The sequence below is a fragment of the Microcystis aeruginosa NIES-843 genome (assembly GCF_000010625.1).
Taxonomy (GTDB): Bacteria; Cyanobacteriota; Cyanobacteriia; order Cyanobacteriales; family Microcystaceae; genus Microcystis; species Microcystis aeruginosa.
In genome coordinates, this window is sequence record NC_010296.1 from 2,504,768 (window position 1) to 2,521,531 (window position 16,764).

5 protein-coding genes are annotated in these 16,764 nt (G+C 39.5%); all 5 read left to right on the forward strand.

The window, feature by feature from the left end; genetic code table 11:
• Positions 1 to 11: 11 nt before the first annotated feature.
• The 5 genes from MAE_RS12100 to MAE_RS12120 all read left to right on the forward strand — a co-directional run bounded on the left by MAE_RS12100 (position 12) and on the right by MAE_RS12120 (position 16,562).
• The gene (locus MAE_RS12100) at positions 12 to 1,808 is read left to right on the forward strand and encodes an NAD(P)/FAD-dependent oxidoreductase (protein ID WP_012265829.1); all 1,797 of its coding nucleotides are present in this window, start codon (positions 12 to 14) and stop codon (positions 1,806 to 1,808) included.
• A gap of 67 nt (positions 1,809 to 1,875) precedes the next feature.
• Entirely contained in the window at positions 1,876 to 3,675 is a 1,800-nt protein-coding gene (locus tag MAE_RS12105; RefSeq protein WP_041804082.1) for an NAD(P)/FAD-dependent oxidoreductase, read from the forward strand.
• A gap of 113 nt (positions 3,676 to 3,788) precedes the next feature.
• Positions 3,789 to 8,522: a type I polyketide synthase gene (locus tag MAE_RS12110; protein ID WP_012265833.1), complete on the forward strand. Its 4,734-nt coding sequence runs from the start codon at positions 3,789 to 3,791 to the stop codon at positions 8,520 to 8,522.
• Between the two features lie 64 nt (positions 8,523 to 8,586).
• Complete coding sequence (locus tag MAE_RS12115) at positions 8,587 to 13,410, forward strand: type I polyketide synthase (protein WP_012265834.1); 4,824 nt, start codon at positions 8,587 to 8,589, stop codon at positions 13,408 to 13,410.
• A 218-nt stretch (positions 13,411 to 13,628) separates the two neighbouring features.
• The gene (locus MAE_RS12120; RefSeq protein ID WP_012265835.1) at positions 13,629 to 16,562 is read left to right on the forward strand and encodes an amino acid adenylation domain-containing protein; all 2,934 of its coding nucleotides are present in this window, start codon (positions 13,629 to 13,631) and stop codon (positions 16,560 to 16,562) included.
• Positions 16,563 to 16,764: the final 202 nt, after the last annotated feature.

Below are 16,764 nucleotides of genomic sequence, written 5' to 3' on the forward strand. Positions count from 1 at the left end.
GAATTTCACCAATGGTTACGACTGACACAAAAGTTTATGATGTTGTGATTATGGGAGCAGGTTTCGCCGGGGTCTGTCAAGCAAGACACTTACTTCTAAATGTTCCCAACATTAAAATTGCACTGATCGATCCTCGTCCAGAAGAAAGAACTAATAAAGACCTCAAAATTGGCGAATCAATGGTGGAAATTGCCACCCTATTTGTTTGCAAAGAATTGGGGTTATACGAATATATGATCGAAAATCATCCTCCCAAATTTGGACTAAACTTCCATTGGCCGAAAAAGAAGGACAAAACGACTACCACTGATGATTATTATCATATTTGGAATAATCGTCAACCGCCTTTGGCTTCCTTTCAAATGAACCGGGCAAAATTTGAACGGGATCTCCTAAAAATGAATAAAGCGATGGGAGCAACTTTTTATCAAGGTCGAGTTGTAGATGTTGATTTAACCTCAAAAGATGAACTCAAAACCGTTATCGCTAAAGTCGAAAATGAACAGATAACTCTCAAAGCAAAGCACGTTATTGATGCCGCAGGACGGAAGTTTATTATTGGTCAAAAAACCGATAATCTCCTATTTGGAGCAGATAATCTTTTTGGACTTGATACCGGTTCTGTTTGGGTTAGAGTTAACAATATTGATCGCACCATTTTTCACGATGGTTATGATCCTTATGGTACAACTTGTAGCCATTACTATGCAACCAATCATTGGTTCGGTCATGGTCATTGGTTATGGATGATTCCTACCGAGAAGGATAGTCAAGAAATTTCCATTGGCATTGCTTATCATCGTTCAGCGATCGCTGATAAGCAAATTAATACAAAAGAGAAATTCTATGCTTTCTTAAAAGCCAATCATGAAATTCTTTATCGTTTAGTTAATAGTGGTGAAAATATTGATTTCCATTATTTACCGCGACCTTCTCATACAAGCAAAACCATGTTTTCAGCCGATAATTGGTATGTAATTGGAGATGCAGCTTGTATTTTTGATCCTTTTTATTCTTTGGGATCTAGCATGATTTCCTATCAAATTGAATGTACGACAGAAATTATTCGCAGTAAATTAGTAGGAGAAGCTATTGGCGAGAAAAAACAAGCGGCGTACAATGATTTTATCCTAACTTACACGCGGTTTAATAACCATCTAATCAAACATCATGATCAACAGTTAGGAGATGCCAGTATTATGAGTTGGCGGATCTATCATGATTATATCTGGTGGTTTGGTGTCCAAGTTCCGATGTACACGGGAAAATGGTTTTTAGATTTAGATTTTCTCACCCGATATACTCCTGGTTTAAAAGAACATCAAATGGGGTATTGTGAACATCTTTATCAGCAATTTAACGAAGTCATCGCTCAGGGCAAAAATTTAGGGTTTATGGATTGTCATCGAGGAGATCAACTTTGGGGTGATTATCATACCTTAAAACATTTTGATGATTTTGTTGAAAATGCCAAACTTGAACCCAGACGGTGTAATGTTTTTGCTTGTATGAAAACCACTAATTTTTATACAGCCATTTGGTATGCTAATTTTCTCTGGAAAGGGTTTGGAGTCACTGCTTTTGTTAAACCGAAGAATCTTTTCTACTTACTGAAGCACTTACAAGGGGTAATACAAGCGGACATCGCAGAAAGAGTTTATAAACATTTCACCAAAGGAATTCCCTCCAATCGCAAAATTGCGGAAATGCGTCAAGAGTTTACCACCTATCACTATCAGCCAGAACTTAATTCGTGGGAACAAGAAACAGCACCTTTAGCTTCTCAAAAAATTACAGTTACTGTTTAATCGTTTGGAAATTCATCGAGTCTTTGCTAAATTACTTATTTCATTTCGTATCAGGAGAATTTGAACAATGGTTGCTACTAACACTAATGAGTATGATGTTGTGATTATGGGAGCAGGTTTTGCTGGGGTCTGTCAAGCAAGACACTTACTTCTAAATGTTCCCAACATTAAAATTGCACTGATCGATCCTCGTCCAGAAGAAAGAACTAATAAAGACCTCAAAATTGGCGAATCAATGGTGGAAATTGCCACCTTATTTGTTTGCAAAGAATTGGGGTTATACGAATATATGATCGAAAATCATCCCCCTAAATATGCTCTTAATTTTCATTGGGCAAAAGATGCAGATAAAACTGACACCATTGATGATTATTATCATATTTGGGCGAATCGACAATTTCCCCTTGGCACGTTTCAAATGAATCGGGCAAAGTTTGAACGGGATTTGCTCAAAATGAATAAGAAAATGGGAGCAAGTTTCTATCAAGGGCGTGTGGTTGATGTGGACATTACTCCTACTGATGAGATGCACACCGTCAAAGTTAAAATGATTGACGGAAATTATCACGAACTGAGAGCAAAACACCTTGTTGATGCAGCAGGACGTAAGTTTATTATTGGCCATAAAACTGATAACGTTATTGTAGGTGCAGATAATTTATTTGGAGTTGATACGGGATCGGCTTGGGTACGGGTTAAAAATATAGATCGCACCATTTTTCATGATGGTTATGACCCTTATGGAGCAACTTGTAGCCATTACTATGCAACCAATCATTGGTTTGGTCATGGTCATTGGTTATGGATGATTCCCACAGAAAAAGACTCCCAAGAAATCTCTATTGGAATTGCTCAACATCGCAGTGTTATCGCCAACGACCAAATTAATACTCAAGAGAAGTTTTATGCTTTCCTAAAAGCCAATCACAATCTACTTTATCGCTTAGTCACCTCTGGCGAAAATGTCGATTTTCATTATCTTCCTAGAGTTTCCCATACTAGCAAAACGATGTTTTCTCAAGATAATTGGTATGTAGTTGGAGATGCTGCTTGTATTTTTGATCCCTTTTACTCTTTGGGAACAAGTATGATTGCTTTTGCGATTGAAAGTATCACGGAAATTATTCGTTCTCAACTTGCAGGAGAAGCGGATACAGAAGAAAAACGGGCTGCTTACAATGACTTTAACCTTACCTATACTCGATTGAATAATCATCTCATTGAACACCATGATAAACAATTAGGTCATGCTAGTATCATGAGTTGGCGTATTTATGCCGAATATATGTGGTGGTTTGGGATTCAAATTCCCCTTTATGTCGGCAAATGGCATTTAGATACTGGCTTTATTTCCCGTTATGTGCCAAAAGTTCAAGCGGATATAAAAGGATATTGGCATCATCTCTATGAACAATTTAACCAATTAGTTGAGCAGAATAAAAATATTGGTTTTATGGATGCTCATCGTACTGATCAATTAATCTGGGGTTATCATACCCTCAAACACTTCGATGACTTTATCGAAAACACTAAATTTGAACCAAGACGGTGCAATGTTTTCGCTGGAATTAAAGCGACCAGTTTTTATACAGCAGTTTGGTATGCAAAGTTCCTCTGGAAAGGATTTGGTTTTTCAGCTTTTCTCAATCCAAAAAATCTGTCCTATCTGTTTGGACATCTTAATGGCGCAGTTCAATCTGCCATTACGGAAATGGTCTATAAATATTTGACTCGTAAGCTTTCTGATAATAGCCAAATTGAACAAACTCGCCAAGAATTTACCAACTATCGTTATCGTCCTCAACTAAATCCTTGGGTAAAAAAAGAAGTAAAAAGATCGCCCGAAAAAATACCTATTATTGTCTAAATTTGGGTTAATCACTTAGGCATAGGTAAAAGATAACATCAAAAATCACAAGATAGCATCTTTTACCTTTAACCCTACGCAATTACTGTCTATTAATTACGGATATCTCAACTATGAAACCTATTGCAATTATTGGAATTGGCTGTCGTTTTCCTAAAGCGAATAATTATCATGAATTCTGGCAATTATTATCAAAGGGAATTGACGGCATCACCGAAATTCCTAAGGAGCGCTGGAATATTGATGAATATTATGATGAGAATCCCGAAACACAGGGGAAAATGAATTCTCGTCATGGGGGATTTTTATCGCAAGTTGATGGGTTTGATCCTAATTTTTTCGGGATTTCTCCTAGAGAAGCCTTATTAATGGACCCTCAGCAACGCTTACTCTTAGAAGTAGCTTGGGAAACCATTGAAGATGCAGGAATAACACGGGAACAATTGGCAGGATCGAAAACAGGTGTATTTGTGGGAATTGCCACAAACGATTATAGTCGCATTCATGCAGGATATAGCCACCATCCCCAAGGCTATGATTTAACAGGAAACTGCACAAATATCGCAGCCGGTCGTCTTTCCTATCTTTTTAACTTAAAAGGTCCTAGTTTAGCGGTAGATACGGCTTGTTCTTCCTCTTTGGTCGCAGTGCATCTCGCTTGTCAAAGTTTATGGAATGATGAGTCTTCAATGGCGATCGCAGCAGGGGTTAACCTGATTTTATCCCCTATTGGTCATATTGCGTTAAGCAAATTGAAAGCCTTGTCTCCTGATGGACGTTGCAAAACCTTTGATGAAAGCGCCAATGGATATGTGCGAAGTGAGGGAGTCGGTTGTATTATTCTCAAACCGTTGGCTCAAGCGATCGCAGATAAGGATTCCATTTATGCGTTAATTAGAGGAACTGCTATTAATCATGATGGACGCAGCAAGGGGTTAACGGTTCCCTATGGACCGGCACAAGAAAGCTTGATTCGATCAGCCTTGAAAAATGCCGAAATTGAGCCAAAAGAGCTTAATTATGTGGAATTACACGGGACGGGAACATCTTTAGGCGATCCCATCGAAGCGATGGCCTTGGGAGCTGTGTTAGAAGAAGGACGAGACAAGGATAATCCTTGTTTGGTGGGATCGGTAAAAAGTAATATAGGACATCTCGAAGCAGCGGCAGGAATTGCCAGTGTGATTAAGATGGCACTTTCCCTGAAAAACAAGCAAATTCCGCCCAGTCTGCATTTTAACAAGCCGAATCCTTATATTCCCTTTGATAAGTTACCCCTTAAGCTTCAATCATCTTTAATTACCTGGCCACAACAGGAAACAACCGCCAAGGGGGGAATTAGTTCTTTTGGATTTTCGGGAACAAACGCTCATCTTATCTTAGAAGAAGCTAATTTATCTCACCCAGAACCAATTTCCTTAACTTTCCCTCATTTACTCCCTTTATCTGCCCATAGTCAAGAAGCGGTTAGAGATTTAGCTCAAAATTATGAAGATTTCCTGAAAGATCAAGCTTTAACCGCTGAATTTGTCCAGAATCTTTGCTATAGTGCTAGTGCAAGACGGACTCATCATGCTCATCGTCAGGCGGTTGTGGTTCATTCTCATGAGGAATTATTGAAGGGTTTAAAAGAGTTAGAAACGATTGATTTATCGACTCAATCTAAGCCTTCAAAACGTAAAACAAACATTGCTTTTGTCTTTTCTGGCCAAGGACCTCAATGGTGGGCAATGGGACGGGAATTATTAGCAACAGAACCGGTTTTTCGCTCTGTTATTAAACAATGTGATACTTTGATTCAAAAGTATGCTAACTGGTCATTATTAGCGGAATTTAATGCGTCTGAAGCTCAATCTCGTTTACAAGAAACAGAAGTTTCTCAACCTGCTTTATTCGCTTTACAAGTTGGATTAGCTAAATTATGGCAATCTTGGGGGATTAATCCTAAATCTGTGGTTGGTCACAGCTTGGGAGAAGTTGCAGCCGCCCATTTTGCGGGAATTCTAACTCTTGAGGAAGCCATTCATTTGATTTGTCAGCGCGGACAGTTGATGCAGCAAGCAACAGGAAATGGAAAAATGCTTGCGATTGAATTACCTGTTAATGAGGTAGAAAATTTAATGGCTGCTTGGGAAAATAAATTAGAAATTGCTGCCATTAATAGTCCCTATTCAACGGTTGTATCTGGGGAGTCTCAATCGATCGATCAATTAATTGCTGAATTGTCCCAAAACCGTCCCGATATTTTTTCCAAAGAACTACCTGTTAATTATGCTTTTCATAGTCAACAAATGACTACTTTTGCGGATAATTTAGTTAAAAAATTAGGAGAGCTTCAGCCTCAAAAAAGCACCATACCAATTTTCTCAACCGTAACAGGTGATCAACAAGAGGGGACATTATTTAATGCCGCTTATTGGGGACAAAATATGCGTCAGACGGTACGTTTTAACCCTGCTATTGAAGCAATGATTAAATCTCGTCATACTATCTTTGTTGAAATCAGCCCCCATCCTGTTTTATTGGGATATATTAAAAGTACCTTACGAGAACAAGATACTGAGGGATTTGTTTTACCCTCTCTAAGACGAGAACATTCTGAACGGGGAACGCTATTAAATTCTTTAGGAAAGCTCTACACTTGGGGACATTCGATTAATTGGGAAAAATTATATCCCGAAAATTGTCAGTTTGTTAAGTTACCGCTTTATCCTTGGCAACATGAATCTTATTGGGTAAGTGATGCTAAACCTCAATTTAAGTCTGTTTCGTCTGCTTCTAGTTTACTTAATTTATTAGTTGAAGGCAAAACTGAACAACTAACGGAACAGTTAAATCAAAGTGATCAATTATCACCTGAAGTCAAGCAGTTTTTACCGCAATTATTACAGTTATTGGTGGGAGAAGATACAACAATAGCAGGCCAGATGCCTATCCTACAGGATGTGAGTAAAAACTGTTACAAAGTGGAATGGCAACTCAGTCCTTTAAACTTAAAAAATAAGCCTTCTCAAGGAGAACGGTGGTTAATTTTTAATGATAATCAAGTAGTCGGTAAAGCCTTAGCAACAACCCTAAATGATGCTTATGTTTTGGTGTCTTCTGGTCAAACTTATCAGAAGTTGGTGTCAGGTCATTATCAAATTAATCCTAATAATGTTAAGGATTTTCAACGGTTGTTACAAGATCTAACTGAACCAATCACCAAAGTGGTCTATTTATGGGGGTTAGACAGCGATATTAACTCCCAACCCTCTCAAACTCGTTCTTATGCCAGTTTATTGTATCTAACACAAGCTTTAGCTCAATTTAAAACTAAAGAACCCCCTAAACTTTGGGTCATAACACAACAAGCACAACCGGTGAATGATGCTGTTAAACCGCTTAAAATAGCGCAAACGTCCTTATGGGGAATGGGTCAAGTCATTGCCCTTGAATATCCTAATTTATGGGGAGGATTGATTGATTTAGAAGAAAAACAACCATCGTCTCAAGCAATTATTGCTGAAATAACAGAAAATCTAGGAGAAGATCGCATCGCTTTTCGGGATCATCAACGATATGTTGCCCGTTTAGTACCTAATAAAGCAATAAAAAGCTCAAACATCAATTTTAAGAAGACAGAAGCCAGTTATCTCATTACTGGTGGCTTAGGCTCTTTAGGATTAAGTTTAGCAGATTGGTTAATTGAAAAAGGTGCCAATCATTTAATCTTAACCAGTCGGCGAGCCTTAGCTGACCATTCAACGGATAAACAGGTAAAAATCAAAGCTTTAGAGGATAAAGGGGCTACTATTCAAGTAATTGCCGCTGATGTCAGTGATCATCAACAAACCCGTCAACTTTTTCACCAAATTCAAGAAAATTGTCCTCCCTTACAGGGTATTATTCACGCAGCAGGGGTTTTGAGCGATCGCACCATTGACAAGATGGATTTCCATTGTTTTGAGAGCGTATTTAATCCTAAAGCAGCAGGAGCGTGGAATTTACACCAACTTTCTCAAGATTTATCCTTAGATTTCTTTGTTTGTTTCTCTTCCATGTCTGCTTTAATCGGATCACGAGGTCAAATTCACTATGCTGCTGCCAACCATTTCTTAGATGGTTTAATGCACTACCGTCGGGAGTCTGGACTCACAGGGTTAAGCATTAACTGGGGACCTTGGGCTCAAGGGGGAATGGCCACGCAAGGCTATGAAGAAGGCTTAAAACGCCTGGGAATCAATCCATTACAACCTAATTTAGCCCTAGATACTTTAGATGCTCTAATCAATGGTAATGTTACTCAAACAATGGTAGCAGAGATTGATTGGTCTAAGTTTAAAACGATTGTTGCAGCAAAAGGACGGGTGGCTTTCTTAGAAGCGTTATTCAAGCAAGATAAGGATAATTTTGTGCAAACGGTCGAGAATTTCCCCCAAACCATCCAAAAAAACCCTCCTCACCGACGAGTCACCCTATTAACCACTCGTTTACAGCAAGAAGTAGCGCAAGTCTTAGGAATTCACGGAGATACTTTACCAGATACTGATCAAGGGTTCTTTGAGATGGGAATGGATTCTTTAATGTCCGTAGAACTGAAACATCGTCTAGAAGGCTTATTTTCTGTCTCTTTACCTTCTACCTTTGCTTTTGAGTATCCCACTATTGGTGATGTGGTGCAGTATTTTGTCCAAGAAGTATTTGCTTGGCAAGATAATTCAGAAAATTCTCAGATTTCTTCGGAAACCGAGTCAACGGATGTTGTAGTACTCAACCAAGCCCTTGCTGAATTGGAGTCACTTTCAGAAGCAGAAACAGAAGCTTTGATGGAACAGGAATTGGCGGAATTAGAAGCATTACTTTAACAGTTATCAGTTATCTGAATACCTAACAACCTCACACCTAATATCTAAGGAGCATTTTAACATCATGGGTTCTCATCACCAGAAAACAGAATTAACGCCGTTACAAAAAGCAGTTATTGCGCTTAAAGAAGCTCGTAACAAGATTGAAGCCTTAGAACGGCAAAAAAATGAACCGATCGCTATTATTGGCATGGGGTGTCGTTTTCCGGGGGGTGCAAATAGTCCAGAGGCGTTTTGGGAGCTATTATCAAGGGGAAAAGAAGCAATTGTCCCTGTTCCTAGCCAAAGATGGGATGCGGAGGCTTATTATGACGAAAATCCCGATCTTCCTAACAAAACTTATGCTCGTTATGGCGGGTTTCTTGACGCAGTAGATCAATTTGATCCGCAATTTTTCGGGATGACTCCCCGGGAGGCGATCGCACTAGACCCTCAACAACGATTATTATTAGAGGTAAGTTGGGAAGCGTTAGAAAATGCCGGAATTGCACCTCAGAAGCTGACAGGGACGCAAACAGGCGTATTTGTGGGCATTGGCTTGGATGATTACGCAAAACGGCAAATTAAGCAACAAATTCCCATTGATGCTTATACGGGATCAGGAAATGCGTTTTGTTTCGCTTCAGGTCGCTTATCCTATTTTTTAGGGCTACAAGGACCCAGTTTAGCCATTGATACCGCCTGTTCTACCTCTTTAGTCACGGTACATCTGGCTTGTCAAAGCTTACGCAACAGAGAGTCAAATTTAGCTTTAGCAGGGGGAGTTAGTTTAATGCTATCCCCGGAGGTGACGTTATATCTTTCTAAAACCCGCGCTTTGTCCCCTGATGGTCGTTGTAAAACCTTTGATAAAGATGCAAATGGCTATGTGAGAGGGGAAGGCTGTGGAATGGTGGTCTTAAAACGCTTTTCTGATGCTATAAGCGATGGAGATAACATTTTAGGGGTAATTAGAGGCTCGGCGGTCAATCAAGATGGCCCCAGTAGTGGTTTAACGGTTCCCAATGGATCAGCGCAAATGGCAGTTATTCGTCAAGCATTGGAGAATGCAAAAGTAAAACCCGAACAAATTAGCTATTTAGAAGCACACGGGACAGGAACAGCCTTAGGCGACCCTATTGAAGTACGGGGGATTAACAATATCCTATGCAAAGATCGTTCCACTGATAACCCCTTAATGGTAGGTTCAGTAAAAACGAATATCGGCCACCTAGAAATTGCAGCAGGGATGGCCAGCCTATTAAAAGTCATTTTATCCCTAAAAAATCAAGAAATCCCCCCCCATCTTCATTTTAAAGAACTTAATCCTGATTTAGCGGCTGCTGCAACCGCTCTCAAAATTCCTACCGCTTCTCTGCCTTGGCAGCGAACAGAAGAACCTAGAAGGGCTGGAATTAGTGCATTTGGATTAAGTGGCACAAATGCCCACATTATCATCGAAGAACCGCCTCAATTAAGCTTTAATCCTTCTGAAGTGGATCGTCCTGCTCATTTACTCACTCTATCAGCGAAAAGCGACGATGCTTTAGATGATTTAGCGCAAAAATGGGTCAACTATTTAGAGAAAAATCCTCAATTAAACCTAGCAGACTTAGCTTTTAGTGCCAACACGGGACGAGGACAATTTAACCATCGTCTGGCAATTTTGGCAAAATCAACCCTTGAAGCCAAGGACTCTTTAACAGCATTTACGCAAAAACAACCTTGTTTGAATGTTTTAAGCCAAGCAGTTGCAAAAAGTCGTCAAAATAAGATTGCTTTCTTGTTTACAGGACAAGGTTCTCAGTATGCAGACATGGGACGACAACTGTATGAAACTCAACCCACCTTTCGTCACGCCTTAGAGGAATGCGATCGCTTATTGCAACCTTACCTAGAAAAGTCCTTATTAGAGGTTTTATACAGTGATTCTAGCTTATTAGACCAAACTGCTTATACTCAACCCGCCTTATTCGCCATTGAATACGCATTATATAAATTATGGCAGTCTTGGGGCATTAAACCTGATGGGGTTTTAGGTCATAGTGTGGGGGAATATGTGTCCGCTTGTGTTGCAGGGGTTTATTCTCTCGAAGAGGGAATCAAGTTAATTGCCGAAAGAGGACGCTTAATGCAGTCTTTACCCCAAAAAGGCGCAATGGCAGCCATATTTGCCCCTATTGAAACAGTAAAATCTGTTATTTCTCCTTATGGGGATCAAGTTGAGATTGCAACTATCAATAGTTCGGAAAATATTGTTATTTCGGGTGATCAGGAAGCAATTAATCAGATTAAAGCAGATTTAGAATCACAAAGCATTGAAGTGCGTCTGCTTAAGGTATCTCATGCTTTTCATTCCGGGATGATGCAACCGATATTAGCAGAATTTAAAGTGATCGCTGCTAAAATTAGCTATAAAACACCCCAATTAGATTGGATTTCCACCGTAACAGGTGAAGAAATCAGCCAAGCAGTAACAGAGGACTATTGGTGTCAACAAGTGCGTCAATGCGTCCAATTTGCCCCAGCAATAGAAACCTTAGCCAGCCAAGGTTATAATCTATTTATTGAAATCGGCTCTCATCCGATTTTAACGAGATTGGGTCAAAAAACCTTAGCAAACCCTGATTATCTGTGGTTATCTTCCCTACAACGAGGACAGGATGATTGGCAAATTTTATTACAAAGTGTGGCGAAATTAGCCGTTTCTGGGGTTAATATTGATTGGAATGGCTTTGATAAAGATTATGCTCGTCTTCGTCTTCCTTTACCTACTTATGCTTTCCAAAAACAACCCTACTGGTTAACCGTAGAGGCGCCTGGTTTACGCCCAACCCAAGGGACAGAAACCGTAGAAGGGCAAGACTTACACCAAAGTCAAGAACGAGAAACTCTAGTGGCGCCAGGCTTGCGCCCAACCCAAAAACAAAACGAAACCAAGGCTGAAAGCTTAGAAAGTCAATTAATTGCCTTAATAAGTCAAATTACGGGTTTAAATCCTCAGCAATTGAGTTTGAATGTTTCCTTAGAAGCAGATTTAGGGTTAGATTCTATTATGATGACCCAATTAATGAACGGGTTACTATCATTAATTCCTGAAGAGCAACGTAGTCAATTTAGTGAAACCTTTTCCCTACGCCATTTAATGCAAGTCTCCAATCTTCAGGAATTATTAACCATTATTCAATCTCATACTTCATCCCCCAAACCTCAAATCTCTAACCCTAAACCACAAACCAAAAACCTCAAACCACAACCCTCGAATCTGGTTCCTATTCTCCATAGTCAAATTCCCTTGTTAATGAGTTATTGGAGTCTCAATTCTAATAGTTTATTTACTAAGGTTAAAATTGCAGGAGAATTTGACTTAAATATTGCTCAACAAGCATGGAAACTGTTAATTAATCGACATCCCATGTTACGGGCGCAATTTCAGATTCCAGAAGATGCAACCTGCTTTGCAGACTATCAATTAGAAGTGCTAGAAAATCCCATTCCTCCTGAAATTCTTGTTAAAGATTTCACCACTTTAACTCCTGAGGAACAAGGGGAGAAAATTGAAGAAGAAATCTATCATTGGTTAAACTATAACTGGTCCTTAACGCAATGGCCGTTGCATGGATTTTCTGTTCTTAAATTATCTGATCAAATTCATCAATTATTTTTAGGGAATGAACACTTAATTTCGGATGGGTTAAGTAACCATGTCATGATGCGGGAATTCTTGGAAATTTACCGGGCTATAGTTGCTAAAGAAACGCCAAATCTTCCCCCTACATTGACTGTAGAAGATTATCGAAAACAGGTTCAATTAATGAACGATTGGCAAGATATTGAGGAAGATCGAGCCTTAGCAGAATACAATAATGCTGTGTCTGGAATGTCCTATCGTTGGCAACCTAAACAGCAGAAAAATGCTCAAAAATCTCCTCTCTTTTACAATCAAAAGTATCTACTTTCAGCAGAAACTACCTCTCAATTAATCGACAAAACCCGTCAATGGCGAGTCCCGATGAATGCACTATTATTAGGTGCATTTATAAAAACTATGTCACAAATAGATTCAAAAGCTGAAAATATCGGAATTTCGATTCCCACCAGTGGACGAATTTACCCCGAAGTAGATGCAACAGGTGTGGTTAGTAGTTTTGCTCAAAATCTTGCATTAAGTTTTGCTAAACCTCAATCTGAGCAAGATTGGCCGACCTTTTTAAGCCAAATTCAGCAAACTGTACAACAACATATTGGCACCGGTTTAGATCGGGCGCAAACTCGTCAAATGGGAACAATTTTTCGAGACAATATTACCCTAGAAAAGGGTAAAATTCCCCCTCATAGTCTTTCTTTAATACAGGAGGCTTTAAAGTCTAATTTATACCTTCCTTATACGGGACAAACTCACCTGCAACCTCAGTATGATGCTTTATCAATTACTGACTATCAAGCAGGAGGAATGAACGCAACTGGAACAATTGATATTTTGCAAGAAATATTTAATAATCGTCTTCATTTATTTGCAAGTTACGATTACCATCACTTTGACTTATTGCTAATAGATCAATTAATGACAGCCTATGTCAGCCAAATTGAAGAACTAGCCAATTTACCCGTCCAAGATCAAGTTATTATTTCTCATTCTTCCTCTATTTCTCTTAATACAGAGATTGAAGAAATGCTACGACAAATAACTTCCGAAATTTGTCATTGGACAATTGAAGAAGACGAAATAAGTGATGATTTGGAGGCAGATTTAGGACTAGATTCTTTAGAACGCATTCGCCTTGTTACCAAGCTAGAAGGGATTTATGGCAAACAATATCGCCAAGACCTTTTAAATTGTCGTACCTTGCAAGAAATGGCTGCTATTTTAGCCCCATCTCAACCTTCAATCGTCAACAGCTATTCGTAAAATATAGCCCGACAAATTAATGTTAGGACGAAGAAAAATATGTCATTCCTGCGGTAGGTAGGAATCCACAAATATTTATGATATCCTGAACTTTTTTTGTCCGGCTATACCTCAATCAGCGAAGGTTCGTTATCAGTCCTTAATGGCTACCTTTTAAAAGACCAATGGGCGCAAGCCTTGCGCCCCTACCACCTAACATCTAATAGAGGATTATTCTTATGGCTTTTTCCCCCGAAATTCCCTACTATAAAATTATTAAACAAGCACAATTAACCCCTGATGCGATCGCTGTTTTAGATGAGACTTGTCCCCTAACTTATCAACAATTAGACCATCTTTCTAATCAAGTTGCTGCTTATTTACAGACTCAAGGTGTTAACCCCAATACCAGAGTAGGAATTATGACGGAACGAAATCCAGGCATGATTATTGGTATTTTGGGAATTCTTAAAGCAGGTGGCTGTTATGTACCCTTAGATCCCGATTATCCCGTCGAAAGATTGCGTTATATTCTTGATCATGCCACTATCGAGATTTTACTTACCGAACATCAAGTAAGTGAACAGTTAATTTCCTGTGTGACAGAACCTTTACCCTTGCAAACCGTCCTCTTTTTAGATGAAGGAGAAAGATTAAACAAAATTAATGATTTAACTCAGATTACCACTTCTATCTGGCAAAAACACAGTAAAGAATCCATAAATCTTTGTAATCGTCCTGAGGATTTAATGGTAATTCTTTATACGTCTGGATCAACAGGACGGCCAAAAGGGGTAATGTTAAACCATCGCGGTTATATGAATCGTCTAGAATGGATGCAAAAGACATTTTCCCTGAAAACAGGCGATCGCGTTGCACAACGCACCTCTTTTTGCTTCGATATTTCCGTATGGGAAATTTTCTGGACGTTAATGGAAGGTGCAACAATATGTCCCGTCAAACGCGAAGTAGTCTTAAATCCTTGGGAATTTGCTGCATGGATTAAAAAGACTAAAATTAATGTAATGCACTTTGTTCCCTCCCTCTTTGGGGAATTTATCAGTGCGATTGAAAACGAATCTTGGACATTTCCTGATCTACGCTGGTTAATCTTTAGTGGGGAAGCCTTACCCATGTCTTTTATCCAAAAATGGCTTGATTGTTATGGATTAAAGACAGGTTTAGCCAATCTTTATGGACCGACAGAAGCCTCAATTGATGTGACTTACCATATTATTACAGAACGTCCTGACGAACGCACCAGCAGCCAAATTCCCATCGGAAAAGCGATCGATAATGTCTATCTCAAAGTGTTGGATGATCAGATGCAACCGGTTAAACAAGGGGAAATGGGAGAACTTTGGCTTGGTGGCGTACAATTAGCATTAGGATACCTCAAAGATCCTGAAAAAACCGCTAAAGCGTTCTGTTCTAATCCTTTTTCTGATGTCTCTGGTGACTATATTTATCGGACAGGTGATCTAGTCAAGGAATTACCCGATGGTACGCTGGAATATCATGGACGTATCGATAATATGGTCAAAATTCGGGGTTTTCGCATTGAATTAGGGGAAATTGAGAGCATCTTAACCACTCATCCCAATGTCCGCGAGGCCGCCGTTTTAGCTATTGATTACGGTGAAGGACAAAAACGATTAATTGCTTGTTTATCGGGGGATAAAATCAAAAACCGAGTTCTCAAAGCACATTTAGAGCAGAAACTCCCCCATTACATGATTCCTCAACGATTCGCTTGGTTTCCACAACTTGCTAAGAATCATAACGGAAAGTTAGACCGTAAAGCATTAGCCGCCGAATTACTTCCTGCTCCCGCTGCTCCCGCTGCTCCCCCTACTCCTTCTCTTATACCCCTTGGACCGGCACAAAGTTGGTTAGTCAACTATTTTGAACCTCCCTATCAATGGTTGGGTTATACTCGTTTTCTCTATCATCAGTCTTTGAATCTTGATATTTTCAATCAAGCCGCTAATCTTTTGGTGCAACGTCATGAAGCTTTTCGGACGGTTTGCCTACAAAATCAAGGTAAATGGCAGCAATACTTGATCAATGATCCTCAACCTATCCTAGCAGAGTATTGGGATGGAAGCCACTTAACAGAAGCAGAACGTAATGCTAAAATCAAAGCTCAAATGTCAGATTTAGCTAAAACAATCCAGATTGACCGTTGGCCACTCACTGCCACTCTTGTTGTTAAAGTTAGTCCCTATTGCTACGATATTACGATGGTCGCTCACCACATCATTGCCGATATGTTAAGTGCAACCATCTTGTTTAAGGAACTTTGGAGTGCCTATCATCAATTATTGGTAGGAAGTGATCCGACTTTTCCTAACCCTAATCCTCAGTCTTACTTAGATTTTGTGCAAGTCTTGAGGGATGAGGAGAAAAAAGGAACAATGAACGAACACTTGAATTATTGGAAGGAACAATTTCCCGATGCAGAGAGTCGCTTTGAAGTCCCCGTCGATCATGTCAAAGGCCCAAATATTGAAGCTTCTGCCGAAAGTGCGCGATTTGTCCTAAGTAAAGCGCAAACTAAACAGTTATTAAGCCAAGGCAAGGCTTATTATCAGTCTAACTTTTATCCTATTCTCCTTGCTCCTTTATACCGTTTATTAGGTGATTGGAGTCAACGCAAACAGGTGGTTATCAGTCATCGTAGTCATGGGCGAGATTTAGGCGAAGGTCAGTCTTTTATGGAAAGTATGGGCAATTATGCTGTAAATTTTCCCATAGGCATTAATTTATCCACTTCTACGACTTGGCAAAAAACTATCAGTACCATCAATGAGCAGTTTGAAAGCTTACCAATGAATGGCGTAACTTATGATTGGATAGGTGAGTCTTTACCTGAATATCTCTATCCTGATAGTAATTTAACCCCAGTAAGGGCTAATTATCTGGGAAATCGTTCGGTTCCTCTCTCTGACTTGTTTGAGTTTGTTTATGGCGAGCGCGATTGTCGTTTATCGCCACTGGATCAAAAACGTACCACATTGATTGAATTCTTTTTCCTAATCATAGATGGTCAGTTAGAGATAAGAATTGAATATTCTCGTAATTTCCATCTTCCTACGACCATTCAAAAAATCGGACAAGATTATCTCATTCTTCTTGAGGAATTAGAGCCTATTGGCGTTGCTGATTCGTAACCGTTCAGGGGGGGGTGTCAAGCAGCCCGTGGCATTGACTCATATTAAATCCGTTTGATTAAGTCAGGAGAATATTTTGGCAAAAGTACTACCTCGAAAATGTCTTGACTATCGTACTCCGAATGAGGTATTCCCCAAAGGTAGATCAGACAGGGATGCAATTCAGGCTTGAATTGGCGTTACCAAGAGCGTGATGGACTAC

Excerpts from the sequence above, each read along its gene's own strand:
- MAE_RS12100 (WP_012265829.1), top strand. The coding sequence starts at position 12 with ATGGTTACGACTGACACAAAAGTTTATGATGTTGTGATTATGGGAGCA.
- MAE_RS12110 (WP_012265833.1), top strand. The coding sequence starts at position 3,789 with ATGAAACCTATTGCAATTATTGGAATTGGCTGTCGTTTTCCTAAAGCG.
- MAE_RS12120 (WP_012265835.1), top strand. The coding sequence starts at position 13,629 with ATGGCTTTTTCCCCCGAAATTCCCTACTATAAAATTATTAAACAAGCA.
- MAE_RS12105 (WP_041804082.1), top strand. The coding sequence starts at position 1,876 with ATGGTTGCTACTAACACTAATGAGTATGATGTTGTGATTATGGGAGCA.
- MAE_RS12115 (WP_012265834.1), top strand. The coding sequence starts at position 8,587 with ATGGGTTCTCATCACCAGAAAACAGAATTAACGCCGTTACAAAAAGCA.